The sequence below is a fragment of the Streptomyces abikoensis genome (assembly GCF_014648775.1).
GTDB lineage: Bacteria > Actinomycetota > Actinomycetes > Streptomycetales > Streptomycetaceae > Streptomyces > Streptomyces abikoensis.
The window spans coordinates 37023-60612 of sequence record NZ_BMRT01000006.1 but is presented as its reverse complement, the minus strand read 5'-3'; the positions used below and the strand labels follow the sequence as shown (position 1 = coordinate 60612).

The window sequence follows — 23590 nt, the reverse complement described above, 5'->3', positions numbered from 1 at the left end:
ACATGGACTTATGGACGACGAGACGACGAAGGGGCGCCCCGCGTCACCGCGGAGCGCCCCTCAAGGACGGTCGGACTCAGCCGGTCAGAGCGCCACGCCCAGCAGCGCGTCGACCGCGCGGGACACCAGGCCCGGCGCCCCCTCGTCCGTACCGCCGTCGGCGGCCTGGGCGGCGGCCCAGCGGTCGACGGCGGCCAGGGCGGCCGGGGAGTCGAGGTCGTCCGCGAGGGCCTCGCGGATCTCGGCCAGCAGCGCGTCGGCGGACGGGCCGTCCGGGCGCGAGACGGCGGCGCGCCAGCGGTCCAGGCGCTCCAGGGCCTCGGTCAGGACGTCGTCCGTCCACTCCCAGTCGGCGCGGTAGTGGTGGGCGAGCAGCGTGAGGCGGATGGCGGCCGGGTCGACGCCCTCGCGGCGGAGCGCGGAGACGAAGACCAGGTTGCCCTTGGACTTCGACATCTTCTCGCCGTCGAGGGCCACCATGCCGGCGTGGACGTACGCCTTGGCGAAGGGGTGCTCGCCGGTGAGGGCCTGGGCGTGCGAGGCGCCCATCTCGTGGTGCGGGAAGATCAGGTCGGAGCCGCCGCCCTGGACGTCGAAGCCCATGCCCAGGTGCTCCAGGGCGATGGCGACGCACTCGATGTGCCAGCCGGGCCGTCCGGGGCCGAGCGAGGCGCCGTCCCAGCTGGGCTCGCCCGGGCGGGCGGCCATCCACAGCATCGGGTCGAGCGGGTTCTTCTTGCCCGGGCGGTCCGGGTCGCCGCCGCGCTCGGCGGACAGCAGGCGCATCGCCTCGGCGTCGAGGTGGGAGACGCCGCCGAAGGCGGGGTCGGAGGCGACGGAGAAGTAGATGTCGCCCTCGAGCTCGTAGGCGGCACCGGCGTCGCGCAGCCGCTCCACCAGCGGGACGATCTTGGGTATCGACTCGACGGCGCCCACGTAATGGCGCGGCGGGAGCATCCGCAGGGCGGTCATGTCCTCGCGGAAGAGGGCGGTCTCGCGCTCGGCGAGCGCGGTCCAGTCCTCGCCGTCGCGCACGGCCCGCTCCAGCAGCGGGTCGTCCACGTCGGTGACGTTCTGGACGTAGTGCACCTGCCGCTTGGTGTCGAGCCACACGCGCTGCACGAGGTCGAACGCGTTGTAGGTCGCCGCGTGCCCCATGTGGGTGGCGTCGTACGGCGTGATGCCGCACACGTAGATACGGGCGACGGGACCGGGGGCGAGAGTCAGCCGCTCACCGGTCGCGGTGTCGTGGATCCGGAGGTCGCGGCCACTGCCAGGCAGGGCGGGAACCTCAGAAGCGGGCCAGGCATACATGTCCTGAGCGTAACCGGACGACGGTTCCGGATACGAACCCGGATCCCGCAGTTGGCCGAAGTCCCGTTCTTGCGCGCCGCTTCCCACATGTGTATTCCCGTGCTCCGGCCCGTAAAGATCACACCGGAGATCACACCGGCGGCCAGGGAATCGCCGGCCACTGCCCGCTCGGCTCGCGGTGGCGCTTCGTCCGCAGCAGGTCCGCCACCCGGCCCCGCAGCGCCTCGATCTCCGCCGGAGTGATCAGTTCCGCCAGCCGCCCGGCCAGCGGCCGGCCCTCCTCCAGGTCGGCCGACAGCCGGCGCAGCGCCTCCAGCGCCTCCTCCGGCAGCGGTTCTCCCGCCCATCCCCACAGCAGGGTGCGGAGTTTGTCGTCCGCGTTGAACGTCACACCGTGGTCGATGGCGTAGAGCCGGCCGTCGGGGGCGGGCAGCAGGTGGCCGCCCTTGCGGTCACCGTTGTTGATCACCGCGTCGAGGACGGCCAGCCGCCGCAGCCGTTCGTCGTCGGCGTGGACGAGCAGCGCGGTGCGGTCCTCGCCCACCTCCGCGAAGCCCACGGCCTTCCAGCCGGGGCCGGGTTCCTCGCCCTCCACGAGGGCGAGGAGGGCCTCCTCGTCGGCCGACGCCTCTATCCACAGCTGGCACATGCCCTCGCCGTAGGGGCCGTCGCGCAGCACGGTGGGCGGGACCAGGCCCCAGCCCATGGCCTCGGAGAGCTCGTACGCGGCGACCTCGCGCTGGGCGAGGGTGCCGTCGGGGAAGTCCCACAGGGGCCGCTCCCCCGCGACGGGCTTGTAGACGCAGGCGGCGCTGACGCCCTCGTACTCGACCGTGCAGTACAGGACCGCGTTGGACGCCTCGCGGACCCGGCCCCGGACCGTCAGCTCGCCCTTGGCCAGGAGCTCGTGCGGGGTCACGCTCCCCGGCGGTATCCGTTCTGGCGCGGGCATACGTGTCCCTCCGGGTCGAGCGGCAGGCTGCACAGCGGGCAGGGCGGCCGGCCCGCGTTGACGACTTCGAGCGCGCGCTTGGCGAAGGCGCGGGCCATGGTGCCGGTCAGCCGGACGCGGAGCATGGGCGGGCCGTTCAGCTCGTCCTGCAGCAGCCGCTCCTCGGCCTCGGCGAGGTCCTCGTCGGTACCGGCCTCCAGCTCGACGAGGGCCTGGGCCTCCACCACCATGCGCTCGCCGTCGCCGTCCCAGGCCAGGGCCATGGTGCCGACGCGGAACTCCTCCTCGACGGGGGTGTCCAGCGGGGCGGTGTCGGCGAGCTCGACGGGGGCCACCGCGGGCACCGGGGCGTTGCCTCCGGTGCGCCGGACGACCTCGTCCAGCAGCTCGTCGATGCGCTCGGCGAGGGCTTCCACCTGGGCCTTCTCCAGCGCCACGCTGGTGACGCGGCCGGCCGCGCTGGCCTGGAGGAAGAAGGTGCGGCGGCCCGGCAGCCCGACCGTACCGGCGACGAAGCGGTCCGGTGGGTCATAGAGGAACACCTGACGGGACAACGTCCTGCTCCATGGGGTTCGGAGGTCACTTGAGGGTTTGCGTTCCGGTCGCGGGCGCGGGGCGGCGGCCCCGGGGTTCCCGCGTCACCACCCTACTGCTCGCGACGATCACGGTGCTCCCGCACCACCCCCGACCGCCGCGTCCGCGCCCTCGCCGCCCGGGGCGGCCGGCCGTGGGGCGAGGGCCGCGAGGTCTCCGGTGTCGCCCAGGCGCAGCAGATAGGGGCGCAGCCGGGTGTAGCGGATGGCGGTGACGGAGCAGGGGTCGGCGGTGATCCGCTGGAACTGGTCGAGGTGGAGGCCCAGGGCGTCGGCGACGATGGCCTTGATCACATCGCCGTGGGTGCACATCAGATAGGCGGCGTCGTCGCCGTGCTCGCGCTCGACGCGCTCGTTCCACCCCTGGACGGCGTCCACCGCGCGGGTCTGCACGGCGCGCAGGGACTCGCCGCCGGGGAAGGCGGCGGCGGAGGGGTGGCGCTGGACGACCTCCCACAGCGGTTCGCCGGTCAGCTCGGTGAGTTTGCGGCCGGACCAGTCGCCGTAGTGGCACTCGGTGATCCGCTCGTCGGTGTGGAGCGGCAGCCCGGGGCGGCTGGCGAGCAGGGGCGCGAGCGTCTCGCGGCAGCGCAGCAGCGGGCTGGTGACGGCGGCGGCGAGCGGGACGTCCGCGAGCCGGGCCGGGAGGGCGGCGGCCTGGACCGTGCCGCGTTCGTCCAGGGCCACTCCGGGGGTCCGCCCGGCGAGCACTCCCCCGGTGTTGGCGGTCGACCGGCCGTGCCGGACGAGGATCAGCGTGGGCATGACCGTCAGCCTACGACCACCGTCCGGGCCGCGACGGGTGTACGGCGGACGGATGAGCGGCAGAATGGCTTGCGTGATCGTGGATTGCGCCATCTACCGGCACGGGGAGCGCGCCGAGCGCCCGGCCGAGCTGGCGGACGCCCTGGCGGCGGCCCGGGCGGAGGGCGAGTCGTTCGTCTGGATCGGGCTGTACGAGCCCACCGAGAAGGAGTTCGGCCTGGTCACGAGCGAGTTCGGGCTGCATCCGCTGGCCGTGGAGGACGCGCTCAACGCCCACCAGCGGCCGAAGCTGGAGGTCTACGACGACTCGCTGTTCCTGGTCCTCAAGCCCGTGGTCTACGACGACGTGCGGGACACGGTGACCACGGACGAGGTGATGGTCTTCATCGGGAACTGCTTCGTGGTGACCGTCCGGCACGGCGAGGGCAGCCCGCTGGGGGACGTGCGCAGACGGCTGGAGCGGGATCCGGGGATGCTGCGCCACGGGCCGACGGCGGTGCTGTACGCGGTGTGCGACGCGGTCGTGGACCACTACACGGACGTGGCGATCCTCCTCCACGCGGATCTGGACGAGCTGGAGGCCGAGGTGTTCGCGCCGCTGGGCGAGGACGTGCGGCACACGGCGTCGCGGATCTACTCCTTCAAGCGCCAGGTCGTGGAGTTCCGCCGGGCGATGCTGCCGCTCGTCGAGCCGATGGCGCGGCTGTCGGCGACGGAACTGCCGTTCGTGGACGAGAAGTCCTGGCCGTTCTTCCGTGACGTGAGCGACCATCTGGCGCGGGCGAACGAGTCGGTGGAGGGCCTGGACCGGCTGCTTTCGGACATTCTTTCCGCGCATCTCGCGCAGATGGGCGTCCAGCAGAACGACGACATGCGCAAGATCTCGGCGTGGGCGGCGATGGCGGCCGTACCGACGATGATCGCCGGGGTCTACGGGATGAACTTCACCCATATGCCGGAGCTGCGGCAGCCGTGGGGTTATCCGGTGGTGGTGGCCGTGATGGCGGGGCTGGTCACCTGGCTGTACCGGCTGTTCAAACGGCGCGGGTGGCTGTGACCCGCTGCCGTCGGCACGAGCGGCCCTGGTCGGCACGGAGGGCCCCGAGCGGTGCGGGAAGCCCGGACGGGCTCGCCCCGGCCGTGCGCGGGTGGCTCAGACCAACTCCGGGGCCGTCGTGGCCGGGCCGCCCAGGGCGTCGCGGCGCTCCGGCATCCGCAGGGTGACCATCCGGCGCAGGCCGCCCAGGCGCTCGTACGCGTACAGGGCGTGGATGCCCGCCGCGAGCGCCGTCGCCTTGGCCGCCGGCCAGCGCAGGATGCGGCCCATGCGCGTCATGACGGCGAGGCTCACGTCGCGGTGGACGGCGATCTCGGCGAGGGCGCTGCGCCGGAGGAGGTCCTGGATGAGGCGGCCGTGGCCGTCGGCGGCCAGGCGCAGCAGTTCCTCGTGGCAGTAGGCGAGGTGGTTGGTCTCGTCGGCGCGGATGACGCGGACGGCGGCGCCGATCTCGGGGTGGCCGGCGAAGTGGCGGGCGAGCATGTCCATCTGGTCGGCCGCGCGCTGCTCGGTGACCCGGCTGTGGGCGAGGTAGACGATGACGTCCCGCTCGCTCAGCGGCTCGTCGGCGCGGAGCTTGGTGTGCGGGAGGCCGATGCCACGGCGTTCGAGGAGCATCGTGTAGTCGGTCTCGGCGGGCACGGTGCAGGGTTCCAGGCCGCGGCGGCGCAGCAGGCCGTTGAAGATCCGGCCGTGCTTGTCCTCGTCCGCGCCGTGCCGGGCGATCTTCGGTGCGAGGTGGCGCAGGCTCTCGGGCACCAGGGCGGCGATGCGGCCGTTCTCCCAGCCGCCCTGTGCCTCGCCGCCGGCGGCGATCGAGCAGAAGAGCCGGTACGCGTCGTCGTTGTCGAGGATCTCCTGGAACAGACTCCGGGCCGTGAGCATCGGCTTCACCTCCGTAGGCACCCCAGTCAAGTGCGGTGCCCGGGGGGCGGCAATCAGGGGACCCCGACGGCTCGGCCGAACGAAGGACGGCGGTTAAAGATTCCGGATCGCCCCGGCGCGTAACCCTGCGGGCGCCCGGGCGTTGTGTTCGGTGTCGGCCGTGGCGGGGAAGACGACCCCCGAGCCCCCACCACGGCCGCGGACTTCCTTCCGGCCGTCAGGCGAGCCCGGCCCGCTCCAGGGCCTCGACGCCGGTGCGCAGGGCGGTGATCCGCTCGTCGAGGGTGAAGCCGGCCGGGGCGAGCGACAGGGTGGTGACGCCGGCGTCCGCGTAGGCCTGCATCCGGTCGGCGATGCGCTCCACGGGGCCCAGCAGGGTGGTGGAGTCGATCAGCTGCCGGGGGACGGCCGCGGCGGCGCCCGCCTTGTCGCCGGAGAGGTACTTCTCCTGGATCTCGGCGGCCTCCTTCTCGTAGCCCATGCGGCGCGCCAGCTTGTTGTAGAAGTTCTGCTTGGCGCTGCCCATGCCGCCCACGTAGAGGGCGGTGTAGGGGCGGAAGACGTCGGCGAGGGCGTCGACGTCCTCGCCGACGGCCATGGGCACGGTCGGGACGAGGTCGAAGCCTTCGAGGGTCTTGCCCGCCTTCTCGCGGCCCGCGCGCAGGGCGCCGAGGGTGGTCTCCTCGGCGTGCTCGGGGGCGAAGAAGATCACCAGGGCGCCGTCGGCGATCTCGCCGGTCTGCTCCAGGTTCTTCGGGCCGATCGCGGCGATGTACAGCGGGATGTGCTCGCGCACGGGGTGGACGGTGAGCTTGATGGGCTTGCCCGGGCCGCCGGGCAGCGGCAGCGTCCAGTGCTCGCCCTCGTGGGAGACGCGCTCGCGGGCCATGGCCTTGCGGATGATCTCGACGTACTCGCGGGTGCGGGCCAGCGGCTTGTCGAACTTCACGCCGTACCAGCCCTCGGAGACCTGCGGGCCGGAGACGCCGAGGCCGAGGCGGAAGCGGCCGCCGGAGAGGGAGTCGAGGGTGGCGGCGGTCATCGCCGTCATGGTGGGCGTACGGGCCGGGATCTGGAAGATCGCCGAGCCGACGTCGATGCGCTCGGTCTGCGCCGCGACCCAGGACAGCACGGTGGGAGCGTCCGAGCCGTAGGCCTCAGCGGCCCAGCAGACCGCGTAGCCGAGCCGGTCGGCCTCGCGGGCGACCGCGAGGTTGTCGGTGTCCATCCCGGCCCCCCAGTAGCCGAGGTTGATCCCGAGCTTCATCCGGCCCATGTCCACGCCCCTTACTCATCAGTAACGTCGTCGTTGCCGGGACTCTAGCGCGCGGAACCGGGCCGCGTCACCGGTCGCCCGGGCGGAGGCCGTGGCGGGATGACGTCGGCCCGGTGCCCGGCCAGTACTCTCAGCGACCATGGAACAAAGGCATCTCGGCCGTACGGGCCTACGGGTGTCCCGCCTCGGGCTGGGCACCCTCACCTGGGGCCGGGACACGGGGGAGCGCGACGCGGCCGAGCAGCTCAAGACCTTCTGGGGCGCGGGCGGCACGCTCGTCGACACCGCCGACGTCTACGCGGACGGGGGCGCGGAGTATCTGCTCGGGCGGCTCATGGACGACCTCGTGCCGCGCCGCGACCTGGTCATCGCGACCAAGGCGGGCAGCGTCCTGGACCCGGCGCGGCGCGTCGACTGCTCGCGCGGCCACCTCCTCGCGGCGCTCGACGCCTCGCTGGACCGGCTCGGCACGGACTACGTCGACATCTGGCAGATCCACGCCTTCGACACGACGACCCCGATCGAGGAGACGCTCCAGGCCGTCGACCTCGCGGTCAGCAGCGGACGGGCCCGCTACGCGGGGGTCGTCGGCTTCAGCGGCTGGCAGCTCGCGCGGGCCGCGACCTGGCAGCTCGCCGCGCCGGGGGCGCGGACGCGGCTGGCGTGCGCGCAGATGGAGTACTCGCTCCTGCAGCGCGGCATCGAACGGGAGGTGCTGCCCGCCGCGCTCGACCTGGGCGTCGGCATCCTGCCGTCCTCCCCGCTCGGCCGGGGCGTGCTGACGGGCAAGTACCGCCACGCCACCCCCGCCGACTCGCGCGGCGCCTCCGAGTACCTCGCCGCCTTCGTCGCCCCGTACCTGGACGACGCGGCGCGGCGGATCGTCGACGCGGTGCGCACGGCGGCGGACGGGCTCGCCACGACACCCCTCCACGTGGCCCTGGCGTGGGTCCGCGACCGCCCCGGCGTCGTCGCCCCGCTCCTCGGCGCGCGCACGGCGCAGCAGCTCGGAGCGGCGTTGTCAGTGGAGACCCTTACGCTTCCGGACGAGATCTGCCGTGCGCTCGACGACGTGTCGGCGCCCGTGCACCGCTACCCGGACCAGGACTGGAGCACGCTGTGAGTACCGATCGCCCCACCGGCGAGGCCGAGCCGGAGCCCCTTCGGGGGGAGCGCTCGAACGGGGAGGGCACCGTGCCGGGCGCCGCTTCGGCCACCGCACCGGCGGGCGCGGAGCCCGCACCGGCGGGCGTCTCGGGCGACGACGCGGAGTCCCCCGGCGGGGAGCCGACGGGTACGCCCGGCTCCGCCGAGGCGGGCCCGGACGGGGGCCCGACGGCCGTCGCGGGCGCCGGCAGCGAGCCGCAGGGCTCGGCTGCGGGCACGGCCGACGACGCGGCGGGCGGGGAGCCGAGTACCCCCTCGCGCGGTCCTGCCGAGCACCCCGGTGGGGAGCGGACCGCGCGGGATTCCGGGGGCGACGGGTCGGCCGACGCCCCGCGTGGGGATGGCGCTCCCGCCGGGAAGGCGCGGTCCGCTGTCGCCGAGGCGTTGGCCGCGGCGGTGCGGGCCGTGGAGAGCGGGGAGCGGGACGCGGCGTCGTTCTTCAACGAGCCGAAGGCGAAGCCCGCCGCCCGGCGCCCCGCGCCGGCTCCGGCCGCCGCCGGGCCGGCCGTGGCCGGGCCCGCCGCCGTGGCGCGGCCCGTGCGGGCGGCGGCGCCCGTGGCGCCCAGCGCCGGGCTCACCGAGGTGCTCGCCGCCGGAGGGGCGCCCGAGGCGCTCGCCGGCCAGGTCGCCGAGGCACTCGGCGAGCACGCCGCCGAGGAGCTCCGCGAGGACCCGTGGCGGCTGCTGGCCGTACCGGCCGTTCAACCGGAGCAGGCCGACGGGTTCGCCCGGGCCCTGCTGGGCGACGCGTGCGGGCCGGGCGACGAGCGCCGGGCACGGGCCCTGGTGGCCCGGTTCCTGGAGCGCGCCGCCCTCGCCGGGCACACCGTGCTCGAGTCCCCGGCCGTGCTCGCCGAACTCTCCCGGCGCTCCGTCCCCGACCCGGAGGCCGCGCTGCGCGACGTCCTCGCCGAGGGCACGGTGCTGGTGTTCCGGGAAGGTCCGGAGGACGAGCGGGAGGACGAGGAGGACGCCGGGGAGCCGGTGCGGCTGCTGCTCGGGCTCGACCGGTACGCCATGGCCGAGGAGAGCCTCGCCGACGGCCTCGCACGGCTGGTCAACGCCGCCCCCGAGCCCGGCCCCGACTGGGCCGCCGCGGCGGAGGCCGCCCCCTCCCCCTCGGCCGCCGAGCTGATCCGTGCGGTCGCGGCCGCCGGCCTCGTGACGCACAGCGGCGGCGAGGCCGCCCGCGCCGAGCCCGCCGCCCTGGTCACGGCCGCCGCCGGAATGGGCCTGCGGGCGTGGGCCGCCGCCCACACCGAGGACGGCAGACGCCGGCTGACGGAGCTCGGCGTGGCCGACGCCGTCACCGTGGCCGGCCTGTTGTCGGGCCAGGAGGGCCCGGGGCGGGACGCGGACGGCGCCCTGGCGCTCGACGTGCTGGCCGTCCTGGACGCCCCCCAACTGGACGTGGAGACCGCCGCGCTGCTGGTCGAGTCGCTCGCGGACGGCACCCGGCTGGTGCTCAGCGGCGATCCGGGCGTGCTGTGGTCGGCCGGGCCGGGCCGCGTCTTCGCGGACGTGCTGGCCGCCCGCGCCTGCCCGGCGGTCGTCTCGCGCACCCCGGACCCGGGCCCGATCGGCGAGCTCGTCTCCGGCATCGGCGTCGGCGAGCTCAACCAGGTGGCCGCCCCCGGCAAGGAGGTCGTGATCGTCCCGGTGCGGGAGCCGGCCGAGGCCGTGCACCGCACGGTGCAGCTCGTCGCCGACTCCGTGCCCCGCGCGTTCGGCATCGAGCCGGGCGCCGCCCAGGTGATCACCCCGGGCCACGGCGGCCCCGCCGGGACCCGCGCGCTCAACGCGGCCCTCAAGGAGCGGCTCAACCCGGGCCCCGGCCGCTTCGGCGGCTTCGACCCGGGCGACCGCGTCGCCTACGTGCCCGCCCCCGGCCGGATGGTCCCCGGCACGGTGGTGTCGGCGGACGCCGAGGGCCTGCGGCTGGACTGCGGGGGCGCACCCGTCGTCGTACCGCGCGAGCGCGTCGGCGACGAGGTGCGCCACGGCTGGGCCGTGACCGCCCATCAGGCGGCCGGTACGCGCTGGCCGGCGGCCGTCGTCGTCCTGCCCGGCGACGCCGCGCCGGCGCTCACCCGGTCCTGGGTCTACACGGCGTTCAGCCGCGGCGAGCGGCATCTCTCGGTCGTGCAGGGCGTGGAGCAGGCCCTGCCCCGCGCGGTCGCCGAGGTACCGGCGAAGGAGCGGACCACCCGGCTCAGGCCGCTGCTGGAGGCGCAGACCCGGCCGGCCGACGGCTGACCGACGACTGCCCGTCCGTCCGACGGCTGACCGGACGGACGGACGAATGGATGACCGCGGGCCCCGGTTCTCCCGGGGCCCGCGGCGCGTCAGCGTCCCGGCGCCCGCCCGGCGCCCGCGCCCTCGCCCTCCTCCGGCGTCCCGGCGTCCGCGCCCTCCACCTCCAGGTCGTCGTCGATGTCGTCCTCGTCGAGGCCCCCGTCCTCGTCACCGTCATCGCCGTCGTCATCGCCGTCACCGTCGTCGTCGCCGTCCTCGTCGAAGACGGCACTCACGTCGAAGCGGCAGACGACCGTCTGCGGGTCCGGCTGGTCGAAGGGGGCCGACAGCCACTCCCCCGGGTCGGGGAGCTCCTCCGCCGCGGCCACCCACAGCGTGGAGTCGCCCTCGACCAGACCGAACTCCTTGTGCCGGGAGGCGATCTCATCGGCCTCGTACTCCTCGAAGATCACCCCGAGCGCCGTGTGCACGCTGCTTCCGGCGGATCCCTTGCCTCCGCCGGACGTTCCCGCGCGCAGGTCCGCGTCCACGTCCGGGTCGAGGTCGGCGACGCGCTGTGCCTGGGCGAGCAGCCGCTGGGGCTCGACCACCGCGTAGTCCCTGCGGATCAGCACGCTCAGCGCGCTGGGCTCCTCCGGCCCGGCGTAGGCGGGCAGCGCGTCGTCGCCGGGGATCTCGAAGGGAGTGACCTCGTCGTAGGCGTCGTAGAGGAGCTCGTCATAGGCCTCGGCTGTCGCGGCCAGCTCGTTGAACGCGGCGTAGACGGCCGGGTCGTCCTCCCCCGATCGGCGTTCGACGGCCTCGAGGTGGCGGTCCAGAGCGGCTTTGACCGCCTCGGCGGCGGCCCGTACCTCGGCAGCGGTTGGCTGCGCAGCATCAGACATAGTGCAGACGCTATCCGCACCGGGCCCGTTCCCGCACAATAGATGCGATGCCGGAATACGAATTCTGCGATGTGTATGTGCCCCGGGGGGTCTCCCGGAAGGCGGCCACACGCTTGCTGACCGACCATGCCGAGTACGGACACTGGGAGTTGGACCGACTACGTCTCTATCCGGACGGCAGCCGCAAGGTGCGGTTGCGGCGCAGGATCATCCGTCAGCTCCGCGCCACGTGGTGACGGCGGGGAGGGAAGGCGAAGGGAGCGGGTCCCGCGATCGCGGGACCCGCTCCCTTGCGTTTCCGTCGGTGGGACGGGGTCAGCCCTGGGCGCCGCGCGAGCGGCGGTAGAGCATCGCGCCGCCGACCAGCAGGCCGGCGCTGGCCGCGCCGGCCGCGCCGAGCTGGCCCGCGCCGGTGTGCGCGAGCTCGGCGGCCTTCTGGGCGACCGTGGCCGGACGGTGCTCGGCGAGGACGGCGGGAGCGCGGTGCGCGTCCTTCACCTCCATGGCCGGCTGGGTGTGGTGCCCGGCCGGGGGCTGGGCGTGGGTGCCCGGGCCGTTGTGGTGCTCACCGGCCGGCGGCTGGTGGCCCGGCTTGTGCTCGGTGGGCGGGTTGTGGTGCCCACCGGGGTTGTGCTCACCGGGGTGGCCCGGCTTGCCGGGGTGCCCGGGGTGGCCCGGGTGGTCGCCGCGCGGCGGCGTCCAGTCGTGGCCGGAGGCGCCGTGGCCGTCGTTGACGCAGGTGTTGCCCGTGGCCGGGTTGCCGATGCCCACGACGTCGACGCTGTTGCCGCAGGCGTTGACCGGGATGCTGACCGGTGCCTGCACGGTGTTGCCGGACGCCACGCCGGGCGAGTCCTCGCTCACGCCCTGCGCGAGCGCGCCGCCGTGACCGCTGCCGCCGTGACCACTGCCGTGACCGCTGCCGCCGTGCCCGTTGCCCTTGTGGGCGTGCCCGCCGCCGCCGTTGAAACACCGGTTGCCCGTGGCCGGGTTGAGCAGCCCGATCACGTTCACGGTGTTACCGCAGGCGTTCACCGGCACATGGACCGGAACCTGGACGGTGTTCCCGGACGCGACGCCCGGGGAGTGCGCCGAAGCGCCGTTGGCACCCGAGTCCGCCATCGCGTAGCCGCCGGTCACGGCGAGCACTCCGCTCGCCGCCGCTACGGAGAGCAGGCCCTTCTTGGTGACCTGTCGCATTTTTCGTCTTGCCCCTCTGCTTTTGCCATGCCGAATGCGCGGAACGTTCGTCTTCCCGCGCCCGGAATGACCCAGTCGAAAGCCCAACGGCTCCGGAGTACGTGCCACGTACCCCGGAGCCACCCTGGTTCAATCCCTTACGGGACCGGACAGAACGTCACTTGTTGACGCAGACGTTGCCCGTGGCAGAGTTGAGCAGCCCGACGACGTTGATCGTGTTACCGCACACGTTGACCGGCACCTCGACGGGCACCTGGACGACGTTGCCCGAGACGACGCCGGGGCTGTTCACAGCCGCACCCTGAGCTCCGCCGCTGGCGGCGGCCATACCGGCACCCGCGAGGACGAGACCACCAGTGGCAGCCGCGGCGGCGACGACCTTCTTGAGCATTGATTCCTCCTAGTTGGCAATGCGGTCCCAGCCGCGGACCGCACACCTGTAACGACGAGGAGGGAATGGGGCTACGTAACCGTCCCTGCGTTCACTCTTTTCGGCGACGGGTGCGCCGAATACGCGCGGTTTGACGTGGATTCGGCAACCGACCGGCTCAGCACTGGTCCAGGAAGCGGTCGAGCACGCGCACCCCGAATTTCAGGCCGTCGACGGGCACCCGCTCGTCCACGCCGTGGAACATCCCGGCGAAGTCCAGCTCCGGCGGCAGCTTGAGCGGCGCGAAGCCGAAGCAGCGGATGCCGAGGTCGTCGAAGGACTTGGCGTCGGTGCCGCCGGAGAGCATGTAGGGCACGGCGCGCGCGATGGGGTCCTCGGCCTTCAGCGCCGACTGCATCGCGTCGACGAGCCGGCCGTCGAAGCTGGTCTCCAGCGCCTTGTCCGCGTGGACGTCCTCCCGCTTCACCCGCGGCCCGAGGATCCGGTCGAGGTCCGCGAGGAACTCCTGCTCGTGGCCCGGCAGGAACCTTCCGTCCACGTGCGCGACGGCCTGACCGGGGATGACGTTGACCTTGTAGCCGGCGCCGAGCATCGTCGGGGCGGCGGTGTTGCGCAGGGTGGTGCCGATCATCTTGGCGATGCCGCCGAGCTTGGTGAGCGTCGCCTCCATGTCCTCCGGGTCCAGCGGGGTGCCCAGGGCGTCCGACAGCTCGTCGAGGAAGGACCGGACGGTCTTGGTGACCCGCACCGGGAACTCGTGCCGCCCCAGCCGGGCGACCGCCTCGCAGAGCTCGGTGATCGCGTTGTCCTTGTTGGTCATGGAGCCGTGGCCCGCCGTGCCGTCCACGGTGAGCCGCATCCAGTGCATGCCCTTCTGGGCGGTCTCGACCAGATAGAGCCGCAGGTTCTCGTTGACCGTGAAGGAGAAGCCGCCGACCTCGCCGATCGCCTCGGTCACGCCCTCGAAGAGCTCGGGGTGCTTGTCGACGAGGTACCGGGCGCCGTAGGTGCCGCCCGCCTCCTCGTCGGAGAGGAAGGCCAGCACGACGTCGCGGGGCGGCTTGCGGCCCGACCGCAGCCGGTCGCGGACGACCGCCAGCGTCATCGCGTCCATGTCCTTCATGTCGACCGCGCCGCGCCCCCACAGGCAGCCGTCCGCGATCTCGCCCGCGAAGGGGTCGTAGGTCCAGTCCGCCGCGTTGGCGGGCACGACGTCGGTGTGACCGTGGATGAGGAGCGCCGGCCGGGACGGGTCCTCGCCCTCGATCCGCGCCACCGTCGAGGCCCGGCCCTTGTGCGACTCGATGATCCGCGGCTCCAGCCCCACCTCGGCCAGCTTCTCGGCCACGTACTCGGCGGCGAGCCGCTCACCGGGCCCGGAGTGGTCGCCGTAGTTGCTGGTGTCGATCCGGATCAGATCGCGGCAGAGGTCGACGACCTCCTCCTCGCCGCTCCTGGCGTTGCCGGCCCCGGCCGGCTTCGACTCGCTCACGCTGCCTCCTCGTGGTTCTGGGTCGACGGCCATCCTCCTCCTCCCGTTCCCCCAGCCCAAGGCCGCAATACCGCCGACATACGGCCGCAACGATCACCGCGCGAGGGGCACAGGAGGCGGTGATCGAGCACCTCGAATGTTTGGTATTGTTTTCCATGTCGCCGCGGGGAACACCCCGCAGGGACAAACACCCGGTCCGGGTGGCGGAATGGCAGACGCGCTAGCTTGAGGTGCTAGTGCCCTTTATCGGGCGTGGGGGTTCAAGTCCCCCCTCGGACACCAGCAGGAACACGGGAGACCCCGGCCGGATGGCCGGGGTTTTTCGCTGTCCGGGCATGTGGGTAAGCGCGTGCGTATCATCGCCCGATGATCAACAAGAAGGCCGCTCGGCCCGCCTCCGCCGCCCCCTGCCGGATCACGGTCTGTCGTGGCTGCTGCTGCGGCGATCCGGCGAAGGTCCCGGGAGTCGATCACGCCGGGCAGATACGCCGGCTGCGGGACGCCCTGGACGGGGCGGCGCAGGTGCGGGCGTCGGAATGTCTGGACGTGTGCGATCAGGCGAACGTGGTCGTGGTGCAGCCGTCGGCGGCGGGCCGGGCGGCCGGGGGACGGCCCGTGTGGCTGGGGCTGGTCAACGACGACGAGGCGCTGGCGGACATCGCCGCATGGGTGCGCGCCGGCGGGCCGGGGCTGGCGGAGCCGCCGGGGGTGCTCGACCTGTACGAGTTCACGGTCTCCCGGCGGGTGGGCAAGGCACTCGAGGGCTGACGGGCGGGCTCCCGGTCATGAGGAACTCCTGGCCGACGCTGCCGCCTTCTCCAGCTGGAACGCCTCGTTGCCGAGCCCTATCCGGGCGTGGACGTCGGGCCGTACCGCCCGGAGCACCAGTCCGTGGATCACGCCGAGGACGACGGCCGCGCCGATGATGCCCGGCAGGATCCAGCCGAGGGCCGAGCCCGCGCCGGCGCCGACGAGGACGTGGAAGTCCTTGACCGCGTAGCCGACGATGCCGAGCAGGGCCGCGCAGGCGGCGGCGGAGGCGGCCAGCCGGGGGGCCTGGGCCCGGCCGGCGCCGCGCCGGACGAAGAAGACGATGACGGCGGCGCTGGCGGTGGCCATGAGGAGCATGACGCCGAGCGCCCCGACGTTGCCCATCCAGGTGAAGAGCCGGATGACGGGCGCGGTGGGGTCGCCCTGCGGGCGGTCGTCGGTGACGGCGAAGACGGCCACGGCCAGCAGCGAGACGACGCTCTGGAGCAGCGATCCGTAGGCGGGCGCGCCGCTGCCGCCCGAGGTGCGGCCGAGGGCGGCGGGGAGGAGCCCGTCGCGGCCCATGGCGAAGGCGTAGCGGGCGACGACGTTGTGGAAGCTCAGCATCGCGGCGAACATGCCGGTGACGTAGAAGAGGTGCGTCAGGTCGGTGAAGGCGGTGCCGAGGCGGTCCTCGGTGAGGGCGAAGAGGAGGCCGGTCCCCTTCTCGCGGGAGGCGGCGACGATGTGCGAGGGGCCGGTGGCGACGGTCAGGGCCCAGGAGCCGAGGGCGTAGAAGAGGGCGACGAAGGCGGCGGCGAGGAAGGTCACGCGGGCGACGACGATCTGGGGGCGGTTGGCCTCCTCGGCGTAGACGGCGGCCTGTTCGAAGCCGACGAAGGCGGCGATGGTGAAGCAGAGCGCGGTGCCGAGCCCGGCGCCGTCGAGGGTGGCGGGGTCGAAGGCGCGGAAGGAGACGCCTTCGGGGCCCGGGCGGCCGAGGCAGGTGACGTCGAAGACGACGACCATGGCGCACTCGACGAGCAGCAGGGTGCCGAGGACCTTGACGTTGAGGTCCAGCTTGAGCCAGCCGAGGACGCCGACGACGGCCACGGCGGCGAGGGCGGGGACCCACCAGTCGAGGTCGAGGCCGAGGTGCCGGCGGAGGAGGCCGGAGAACTCGTGGCCGAAGATGCCGTAGATGGCGAACTGCATGGCGCTGTAGGCGACGAGGGCGACGACGGAGGCGGCGGCGCCGACCGTGCCGCCGAGGCCCCGGGCGATGTAGGCGTAGAAGGCGCCGGCGTTGTGGACGTGGCGGCTCAGCTCGGCGTAGCCGACGCTGAAGAGGGCCAGGACGACGCCGACGAGGACGAAGAGCAGGGGTTGTCCGACGATGCCCATCGTGCCGTAGGTGGTGGGCATGACGCCCGCGGTGACCACCAGGGGGGCGCTGGCGGCGACGACCGACAGCAGCAGGCCCGCGACTCCGATGCGGCCGGCGCGCAGGCGTCTCTCCGGGCCCTTGAAGGTGCTGATCTCGCGCGTGGTGCCGGTCGACATGCGGGAGGGTCCTTCCGGTGGGGGGCGCGGGGGGGGGGGCGGGGGCGAGGAGTACGGGGGATGCGGGGGTGCCGGGGGTGCGGCACCGGGGCTCATGTCGCGCCGAGCGCGGTGCGGCGGGCGGCCCGGAAGGCCGCGCCGGGGTCCCGGTCCGGGTAGGTCCAGGGGACCCGGGTGGCGTGCGGGCCGATGCGGGTGAGGAGGGCGGCGGCCTCGGCGAGGCGGCCCTCGTGGAGCTTGGCGTGGGCGAGGTAGTTCAGGTCGACCTTGCGCCGGGGGTGGGCGGTGGCGGCGGTCGTGGTGGCCGTGCCGTCCGCGCTGTCCTCGTCGATGTCCCATTCCAGCCACCAGTCGAAGGCGGCCTTCATCACCTGGCGGGCCCGGCGCGTGGTCCAGTGCGCGGACCGGGCGGGGTCGCCGGGCTCCAGCCCGGCGCGGGCGAGGGCACGGTAGCGCTCGGCGTGGGCGACGACGGGCAGGACCGCCAGGGGCGAGTCGGCGGGTGCTTGTTCGGCGGCCCAGGCGGCGAAGTCGTAGACCTCGTGGAGGGGGTCGTCGCGGTCGCCCTCCTGGTGCTCGGCCAGGCAGGCGGCCATGAGGTGGTGGGCGTGGTGGTGGTCGCGGTGGCGGGCGCGGACCTGGTCGAAGGCGCGGACGCGTTCGTCGGCGGTGCCGGTGCGGCGGGCGAGGATGAGGACGGCCAGCCAGGGGGTGGGGTCGCGGGGGGCCAGCCGGGCGGCGGCCAGGCACAGCGCGTGGGCGGTCTCCGGGTTCTCCTTGCCGGCGAGGCAGCGCAGGACGCCGGCGCAGGCGAGGAGGGTGGTGGCGTCGGGGCTGTCGGGCTCGGCGAGCAGCCAGTCGCGGGCCCAGGTGGCGCTGGTGGGGGCCTCGGCGAGGACGACGAGGCGGTGGCCCCGGCGGTCCCAGTCGTCGCCGGTGCGGGCGAGGAGCTGCCGGGCGTCGGCCCAGCGGCCGCGGGCCAGGGCGTCGCGGACGGTGGCGAGCTCGGTGTCGTCGAGGGCGGGGTCGAAGGTCAGCCCGTCCTTGTTCCGGTGGCGGCCCAAGGGGGGTGGGGGCGTCATCAGCGGGCTTCCTCCACGGCGTACGTCCCCTCTTCCTTCGTTCCGATCACGCACAGCAAACCGGTAGTCACTGCTCCGCGTCAAGGGCGGTCACCGATGCTGACATCACGTCAAATAATGTGCTGCCGCCTCCAGTTGCCCGCAGCCCTCTCCCGCCGCCCTCTTGTCGCACACCAGTGCGAGGAACGGTAGTTCAATGCCCTCGGTCACCGGCCCGGATGAACGGCCGAAAGGGGGGTACTCGACCGTCGGACCGCCCGTAGGGCGGCTATCGTTCTGCTGTCAAGTCTCCTACGACCGCGAGGTCTTGAGGTGCGCGACGTGATGGTCTTCGCAGTCGCCCTGAGTGCGGCGTGCTGTCTGGGCGTGGGGTTCGTCCTCCAGCAGAACGCCGCGCAGCGGGCGCCCATGAGCGACTTCCTCTCCCTCCGGCTGCTGCTGGACCTCGCCCGGATGCCGCGCTGGCTGGCGGGCATCGCGCTGATGGTGTGCGGGATGGCCCTGGGCGCCATCGCGCTGAGCCGGGGCGAGGTGTCGCTGGTCGACCCGCTGATGGCGACGAACCTGCTGTTCGCCATGGCCCTCTCCCGCTGGCAGACCAAGCAGCCGCTCGGCCGCAGCGGCTGGGGCGGGCTGTGGCTGCTGGCGGGCGGCGTGGCGGCCTTCGTGATCGCCGGACGCCCGCACGGCGGGCGGACGGTCACCGACCCCCTGCGGCACTGGCTGATCGTCGGGATCATGGTGGGCACCGCGCTGCTGCTGGCGGCGGTCTCCAAACGGGTGCGGATGAGCACGGAGGCGGCCCTGCTGGCGGTCGCGGCCGGGCTGCTGTACGGCGTGCAGGACGCGCTGACGCGGGTGAGCGGCACCCGGTTCACCCACGGGGGCTGGCGGGAGCTCGTCACCGGCTGGCAGCCCTACGCGGTGCTGGCGCTCGGGGTGACGGCGCTGGTGCTGGTGCAGAGCGCCTTCGAGACGGCCCCGCTGCGGATGTCGCTGCCCGCGCTGACGGCGGCGCAGCCGCTGGCGGGGATCGCGTGCGGGGTGGGCTTCATGGGCGACCAGTTGCGGACGACGCCGGCGGCGCTGGCCGTGCAGGCGGCGGGGCTGGTGGCGATCGTGTGCGGCATCGTGCTGATCGGCCGGCATCCGGCGATGCCGTCCGGTATGGCGGAGGCGGGCCGGGTACGGGACCTGCAGCCGCACTGACGGCCCCCGACGCCCCGCCCGGGGGCGGCGGCCGCTGCTGGTTGGATGGGGCCATGACCGATCAGCGACCGCCGCTCGGGGCGGATGAGGTGCTGGACATCGTCGACGAACACGACCGGGTCGTGGGGCAGGCGCCGCGCGGCGCGGTGTACGCCGAGGGGCTGCTCCACCGGTGCGTGTTCGTCCAGGCGCGCGACGCGCGGGGGCGGCTGTTCGTCCACCGCCGGACCGACCGGAAGCTGGTCTTCCCCTCGCGGTACGACATGTTCGTCGGCGGGGTGGTCGGGGCGGGCGAGTCGTACGACGAGGCCGCGCTGCGGGAGGCGGAGGAGGAGCTGGGCGTCAGCGGCCTCCCGGCGCCCACCCCGCTGTTCCGCTTCCTCTACCGGGGGCCGGGGGGCGGGTGGTGGTCGGCGGTGTACGAGGTCCGCTGCGACCTTCCGGTCTCGCCGCAGGAGGAGGAGGTCGCCTGGTGGGACTTCCTCTCCGAGGAGGAGGTGGCGGCTCGGCTGGACGAGTGGGAGTGGGTGCCGGACGGGCTGGAGGCGTATGTGCGCCTGCGGGAGCGGCGTGCGGACCGGGGCTCCGCCCCGGACCCCGGTCCTCGAACGCCGGACGGGCTGGATTGACCCGCCGCTAGACCGTCACCACGATCTTTCCCCTCGTGTGTCCCTCGGCGCTGCGCCGGTGCGCGTCCGCCGTCCGCTCCAACGGGAAGACCTCGGCCACCTCGACCTTGAGGGCGCCCTCCTCCGCCAGCCGGCTCAGTTCCGTCAGGTCGGCCGGGTCGGGGCGGACCCACAGCACCCGGCCGCCGAACTCGGTGACGGCCGGGTCCGCGATGGAGACCAGGCGGGCGCCGGGGGCGGTGACGGCGGGCGAGGTCGCGACGGCACCGCCGCCGACGAGGTCGAGCACGGCGTCCACGCCCCCGGGCGCCAGGGCCCGGACGCGCTCGGCGAGGCCGTCGCCGTAGGTGACGGGCTCGGCGCCCAGGCCGCGCAGGTAGTCGTGGTTGCGCTCGCTCGCCGTGCCGATGACGCGCGCGCCGAGCCGGCGGGCGAGCTGGACGGCCATGGAGCCCACGCCCCCGGAGGCGCCGTGGATCAGTACGGTGTCGCCCTCGCCGGCCCGGACGGCGCGCAGCGACTGGAGGGCGGTCAGCCCCGCCAGGGGCAGGGCGGCGGCCTCCTCGAAGGTGAGGCCGGCGGGCTTGGGGGCCAGGGTGCGCACGGGGGCGGCGACGTACTCGGCGAAGGTACCCCGGGAGAGGAAGTCCTCGCGGACGTAGCCGATGACCTCGTCGCCCTCCTGGAACTCCGGGGTGTCGGCGCCGAGGCCGACGACGACGCCCGAGACGTCCCAGCCGGGCACGACCGGGAAGACGGGCTGGATCATGCCGTCGAGGTAGCCCTCGCGGGCCTTCCAGTCGACGGGGTTGACGGCCGCCGCCTTGACCTGGACCAGGACGGAGTCCGGGCCGACCTTCGGGCGGGGCAGGTCGTCGCCGTACTCGAGGACCTCGGGTCCGCCGTAGGCCCGGTAGCTGACAGCCTTCATGGCGCTCGCTCCTTCTCGGGGTGTCGTAGGGGTCAGCGGGTGACGGGTGCGGTGGTCCCAGCCTCGGCCGCCGGGGCGGGGTCCGCCACCGCGGCCTCGCCCAGGGCGCGGATCCTCCGCAGGCCCAGCGCGGCCACGGCCGCGACCAGGAGGAACGCGGTGCCCGCGATCACGAAGGTGAGGGTGAACTGGCTCTCGGCGGGCAGCTTGGGGGCGCCCGGCGGCAGGTGCTCGACGCTCTTGGAGGCGAGGACCGTGGTGATCATCGCGCTGCCGATGGCGCTGCCGGTGGAGCGGGAGATGGAGTTGATGCCGTTGGCGATGCCGGTCTGGTGGTGGGGGACGCTGGCGACGATCACGGCGGGCATGGCCGCATAGCCGAAGCTGATGGCCGCGCCGACGCACATGCCGGCGGCGATCACGGCGTAGGCGTGCTCGTGGTCGAGCGCGATCCATACGAATCCGGCGGTGCCGATGACCGAGGCCAGCAGCAGGACCAGACGGGGGCCCTTGTGGCGGACGAGCTGGCCGCCGACGGGCGCGGCGAGCAGCGAGACAACGGTGCTGGGCAGCAGGAACTCGACGGAGGCGCGCAGGACGGTCGCGTCGAAGCCGTATCCGGCGATCTTCGAGGGCATCTGCACCAGGTAGGAGACGCCGATGAAGAGGGCGAAGGAGCCGAAGCCGACGAGCAGGCCGGCGATGTTGGCGAAGAGCACCGGCGGGTGGGCGAACATCCGCATGTCGACGAGCGGCTCGCGCACCTTGCGCTCGACGAGCGTCCATATCGCGGCCATCGCCGCGGCGCCGACGAAGCAGCCGATCGTCCGGGCGGAGGCCCAGCCCCACTCGTGGCCCTGGGTGATGGGCAGCAGGAGCAGGACGAGGGTGGCGGCCAGGGTCAGCGCGCCGAGGACGTCGGTGCGGCCGCCGGTGGTCTGCCGGGTGGCGGGGACGAGGGTGGCGACGGCGATGAGCGCGAGCGCGGCGAGGCCGGTGGCCAGCCAGAAGGCGCTGCGGTAGTCGGGGTCGTCGCCGGAGGTCAGCAGGCCGGTGGCGACGAGCGCCAGGCCGCTGCCGAAGGCGAGGGTGCCGCTGACCATGGCCATCGCGCCGGGCAGCCGGGCCGGGCGGACCTCCTCGCGGAGCACGGAGAGCGCCAGCGGGAAGATCGCGGTGGCGGCGCCCTGGAGGACGCGGCCGACGATGAGCCAGAGCAGGGAGTGGGTGACGGCCGCGAGGACGGAGCCCGCGACCATGACGACCAGGACGGCCACCAGGGTCTTCTTCTTGCCGTGCTGGTCGCCGAAGCGGCCGAGCAGCGGGGTGAAGACGGCGGCGGAGAGCAGGGTCGCGGTGGTGACCCAGCTGACGTTCGCGGACGAGGTGTGGAGGTCCTTCTGGATGAGGCCGAGGATCGGCACCACCAGGGTCTGCATCATCGAGACGACCATGGCGGCCAGGCTCAGGGCGAAGACGATCACCGTCTCGTTCCGCTGCGGGGCGGGGGCGGTGGACGCTGGGGAGGTCATGGGCGGGAGGGGTTCCTTACGGACGTGCTGCCTGTTACTTCACGATGTTGATGCTTGAGATCGTCAAGCAACCAGAGCACGCTAGACCCGATACTTCAGGTAGTCAAGTTAATGATTTAAGCCTTCAAGCTCTTTGAGTACACTTGAGCCATGACCGGCACGACCCCCCAGCCCCCGTCCAAGGCCCAGCTCCTGGAGCTGGTGGCGGCGCTCGGCACCGCGCAGTGGCAGGACTTCGCGGCGGCCGCCGCCCGCCACGGCCTCACCTCCGTCCAGGCCAAGCTGCTCGCCCAGCTCAAGGGCCCGGTCCCGATGCGCGGGCTGGCCACCCTGCTGGTCTGCGACGCCTCCAACGTCACCGGCATCGTCGACCGGCTGGAGGCACGCGGCCTCGTCCGCCGCGAGCCCGACCCGTCCGACCGCCGGGTGAAGAACGTGGTGGCCACCGACGAGGGCCACGAGACCATCCGCCGGGTACGGGCCGAGATGCAGGCCACCCACAGCGCGCTCGACGCGCTGGACGAGGCGGAGCGCACCACGCTCTACGGGCTCCTGGACCGGCTGCGGCCCGGGCTCGAGCACCGCGTCTGACCGGCGTTCACCGGACCGCCGGCCTCCGCCCGCCCGTATTCTGACGGGCGGTCCGATCCGCCCACCCCCGCGGCGGACGGCGAGGGAGGCCAGCGCATGACCAGCGTGAACACGACACCGACCACCACCGAGGCGGAAGGCACCGAGCCGTACACCGTCCCGCTCGCCCCGGGCGTGACCGCCTACGTCCAGCCCGACGGCGGCTGGTGCCTGAACAACGCCGGGTTCGTGACCGACGGCGAGCGGACCCTGCTCATCGACACGGCCGCCACCGAGCGGCGGGCGAAGCTGCTGCGCGAGGCCGTCGTCGCGAGCGGCGCGCCGCTGCCGGCCACCGTCGTGAACACCCACCACCACGGCGACCACACCTACGGCAACTGCGTCTTCACCCCGCAGGCGACGGTCGTCGGCCACGCCGAATGCCGCCGCGAGACCCTCGCGGCGGGCCTCCAGCTCCACCTCGCCTGGCCCGAGGTCGACTACGGGCACGTCGAGGTCACCCCGCCCACGCTCACCTACACCGACGAGCTGACCGTCCACGTCGGCGACACCGAGGTGCGCCTCCTCCACCCGGGCCCGGCCCACACCGTCGGCGACACCATCGTCCACCTCCCCGGCCAGGGGATCGTGTTCACCGGCGACCTGGTCTTCAACGGCGGGACGCCCTTCATCATGATGGGCTCGCTCAGCGGCTCCCTGCGCGCACTGGAGATCCTGCGCGGGCTGGACGCGAGCGTCGTCGTGCCGGGCCACGGCCGGGTCACCGACGTCGGCGTCTACGACACCGTCGAGCGCTACCTCCGCTACGTCGAGGACCTCGCCCGCACCTCCCACGCCGCCGGCCGCACCCCTCTGGAGGCCGCCCGCGAGGCCGACCTCGGCGAGTTCGCGACCCTGCGCGAGAGCGAGCGCCTCGTCGCCAACCTCCATCGCGCCTACGCCGAGCTGGAGGGGCTGCCGCTGGGGACGCCGCTGGACCTTCTGACGGTGCTGGGCGACATGGCGACGATGAACGGCGGGCGGCCCATCGCTTGCCACGCGTAGGCGCTTCGCTGGGATTCCGAGTCGTCT

23 protein-coding genes and 1 tRNA gene are annotated in these 23590 nt (G+C 73.6%); 10 read left to right on the top strand and 14 right to left on the bottom strand.

Translation table 11 applies throughout. The annotated features are described in order from the left end of the window. Positions 1-84: 84 nt before the first annotated feature. From mshC to IE096_RS20105, 4 genes are all read right to left on the bottom strand, one after another. Positions 85-1314 (bottom strand): cysteine--1-D-myo-inosityl 2-amino-2-deoxy-alpha-D-glucopyranoside ligase, encoded by a 1230-nt coding sequence (gene mshC, locus IE096_RS20120; RefSeq protein ID WP_189453725.1) that lies wholly within the window; start codon positions 1312-1314, stop codon positions 85-87. Positions 1315-1444: 130 nt separating this feature from the next. Beyond that, the gene (locus IE096_RS20115) at positions 1445-2266 is read right to left on the bottom strand and encodes an SCO1664 family protein (RefSeq protein ID WP_189453723.1); all 822 of its coding nucleotides are present in this window, start codon (positions 2264-2266) and stop codon (positions 1445-1447) included. Beyond that, on the bottom strand, positions 2230-2820 hold the full coding sequence (locus tag IE096_RS20110) for a DUF3090 domain-containing protein (protein ID WP_189453721.1): 591 nt from the start codon (positions 2818-2820) through the stop codon (positions 2230-2232). The genes IE096_RS20115 and IE096_RS20110 overlap by 37 nt, the downstream gene beginning before the upstream one ends. A 108-nt stretch (positions 2821-2928) precedes the next feature. Continuing rightward, positions 2929-3624: a histidine phosphatase family protein gene (locus tag IE096_RS20105; protein WP_189453719.1), complete on the bottom strand. Its 696-nt coding sequence runs from the start codon at positions 3622-3624 to the stop codon at positions 2929-2931. 64 nt (positions 3625-3688) lie between these two features. Between IE096_RS20105 and corA the strand changes: the two genes are divergently transcribed. Then, complete coding sequence (gene corA, locus IE096_RS20100; RefSeq protein ID WP_189453717.1) at positions 3689-4681, top strand: magnesium/cobalt transporter CorA; 993 nt, start codon at positions 3689-3691, stop codon at positions 4679-4681. 96 nt (positions 4682-4777) lie between these two features. Here corA and IE096_RS20095 read toward each other — a convergent pair whose 3' ends face one another. Together IE096_RS20095 and IE096_RS20090 are read right to left on the bottom strand one after the other, a co-directional pair. Continuing rightward, positions 4778-5566 (bottom strand): ferritin-like domain-containing protein, encoded by a 789-nt coding sequence (locus IE096_RS20095; protein WP_189453715.1) that lies wholly within the window; start codon positions 5564-5566, stop codon positions 4778-4780. A 217-nt stretch (positions 5567-5783) separates the two neighbouring features. Continuing rightward, the gene (locus tag IE096_RS20090) at positions 5784-6833 is read right to left on the bottom strand and encodes an LLM class F420-dependent oxidoreductase (RefSeq protein WP_189454219.1); all 1050 of its coding nucleotides are present in this window, start codon (positions 6831-6833) and stop codon (positions 5784-5786) included. A 148-nt stretch (positions 6834-6981) separates the two neighbouring features. On the opposite strand from IE096_RS20090, the gene IE096_RS20085 reads away from it, so the two are divergent. After that, positions 6982-7965, top strand: coding sequence for an aldo/keto reductase (locus IE096_RS20085; RefSeq protein ID WP_189453713.1), 984 nt, complete (start codon positions 6982-6984; stop codon positions 7963-7965). Beyond that, on the top strand, positions 7962-10265 hold the full coding sequence (locus tag IE096_RS20080) for a helix-hairpin-helix domain-containing protein (protein ID WP_229820413.1): 2304 nt from the start codon (positions 7962-7964) through the stop codon (positions 10263-10265). The genes IE096_RS20085 and IE096_RS20080 overlap by 4 nt, the downstream gene beginning before the upstream one ends. 89 nt (positions 10266-10354) lie before the next feature. Here IE096_RS20080 and IE096_RS20075 read toward each other — a convergent pair whose 3' ends face one another. Next, positions 10355-11149 (bottom strand): hypothetical protein, encoded by a 795-nt coding sequence (locus IE096_RS20075; RefSeq protein ID WP_189453711.1) that lies wholly within the window; start codon positions 11147-11149, stop codon positions 10355-10357. Positions 11150-11196: 47 nt separating this feature from the next. Between IE096_RS20075 and IE096_RS20070 the strand changes: the two genes are divergently transcribed. Then, positions 11197-11385 (top strand): DUF5703 family protein, encoded by a 189-nt coding sequence (locus tag IE096_RS20070; RefSeq protein WP_126913460.1) that lies wholly within the window; start codon positions 11197-11199, stop codon positions 11383-11385. Positions 11386-11464: 79 nt separating this feature from the next. Here IE096_RS20070 and IE096_RS32005 read toward each other — a convergent pair whose 3' ends face one another. The 3 genes from IE096_RS32005 to IE096_RS20055 form a co-directional block, all read right to left on the bottom strand. Beyond that, on the bottom strand, positions 11465-12349 hold the full coding sequence (locus IE096_RS32005) for a chaplin family protein (protein ID WP_189453709.1): 885 nt from the start codon (positions 12347-12349) through the stop codon (positions 11465-11467). A gap of 157 nt (positions 12350-12506) precedes the next feature. Further along, positions 12507-12740, bottom strand: coding sequence for a chaplin ChpH (gene chpH / locus IE096_RS20060; protein WP_189453707.1), 234 nt, complete (start codon positions 12738-12740; stop codon positions 12507-12509). A 157-nt stretch (positions 12741-12897) separates the two neighbouring features. Further along, positions 12898-14232 (bottom strand): M20/M25/M40 family metallo-hydrolase, encoded by a 1335-nt coding sequence (locus IE096_RS20055; protein WP_189453704.1) that lies wholly within the window; start codon positions 14230-14232, stop codon positions 12898-12900. A gap of 194 nt (positions 14233-14426) precedes the next feature. Between IE096_RS20055 and IE096_RS20050 the strand changes: the two genes are divergently transcribed. Together IE096_RS20050 and IE096_RS20045 are read left to right on the top strand one after the other, a co-directional pair. Next, positions 14427-14514, top strand: a tRNA-Leu gene (locus IE096_RS20050). An 84-nt stretch (positions 14515-14598) separates the two neighbouring features. Further along, positions 14599-15000, top strand: a complete 402-nt coding sequence (locus IE096_RS20045) for a (2Fe-2S) ferredoxin domain-containing protein (protein WP_189453703.1) — start codon at positions 14599-14601, stop codon at positions 14998-15000. A 15-nt stretch (positions 15001-15015) separates the two neighbouring features. Here IE096_RS20045 and IE096_RS20040 read toward each other — a convergent pair whose 3' ends face one another. Together IE096_RS20040 and IE096_RS20035 are read right to left on the bottom strand one after the other, a co-directional pair. Beyond that, complete coding sequence (locus tag IE096_RS20040; RefSeq protein WP_189453701.1) at positions 15016-16545, bottom strand: APC family permease; 1530 nt, start codon at positions 16543-16545, stop codon at positions 15016-15018. Positions 16546-16637: 92 nt separating this feature from the next. Continuing rightward, positions 16638-17627 (bottom strand): hypothetical protein, encoded by a 990-nt coding sequence (locus IE096_RS20035; RefSeq protein WP_189453699.1) that lies wholly within the window; start codon positions 17625-17627, stop codon positions 16638-16640. Between the two features lie 324 nt (positions 17628-17951). Between IE096_RS20035 and IE096_RS20030 the strand changes: the two genes are divergently transcribed. Next, positions 17952-18836 carry a DMT family transporter gene (locus IE096_RS20030; RefSeq protein ID WP_189454215.1) on the top strand — a complete coding sequence of 295 codons (885 nt, stop codon included), beginning with the start codon at positions 17952-17954 and terminating at the stop codon, positions 18834-18836. A 53-nt stretch (positions 18837-18889) separates the two neighbouring features. After that, the gene (locus IE096_RS20025; RefSeq protein ID WP_189453698.1) at positions 18890-19465 is read left to right on the top strand and encodes an NUDIX hydrolase; all 576 of its coding nucleotides are present in this window, start codon (positions 18890-18892) and stop codon (positions 19463-19465) included. A 7-nt stretch (positions 19466-19472) separates the two neighbouring features. On the opposite strand, the gene IE096_RS20020 is transcribed toward IE096_RS20025, so the two are convergent. Together IE096_RS20020 and IE096_RS20015 are read right to left on the bottom strand one after the other, a co-directional pair. After that, complete coding sequence (locus IE096_RS20020; RefSeq protein WP_189453695.1) at positions 19473-20396, bottom strand: NADP-dependent oxidoreductase; 924 nt, start codon at positions 20394-20396, stop codon at positions 19473-19475. Positions 20397-20428: 32 nt separating this feature from the next. Further along, positions 20429-21928 carry an MFS transporter gene (locus IE096_RS20015; RefSeq protein WP_189453694.1) on the bottom strand — a complete coding sequence of 500 codons (1500 nt, stop codon included), beginning with the start codon at positions 21926-21928 and terminating at the stop codon, positions 20429-20431. 150 nt (positions 21929-22078) lie between these two features. Between IE096_RS20015 and IE096_RS20010 the strand changes: the two genes are divergently transcribed. After that, complete coding sequence (locus IE096_RS20010; RefSeq protein ID WP_189453692.1) at positions 22079-22519, top strand: MarR family winged helix-turn-helix transcriptional regulator; 441 nt, start codon at positions 22079-22081, stop codon at positions 22517-22519. Positions 22520-22615: 96 nt separating this feature from the next. Further along, complete coding sequence (locus IE096_RS20005) at positions 22616-23563, top strand: MBL fold metallo-hydrolase (RefSeq protein WP_189453690.1); 948 nt, start codon at positions 22616-22618, stop codon at positions 23561-23563. Positions 23564-23590 lie beyond the last annotated feature (27 nt).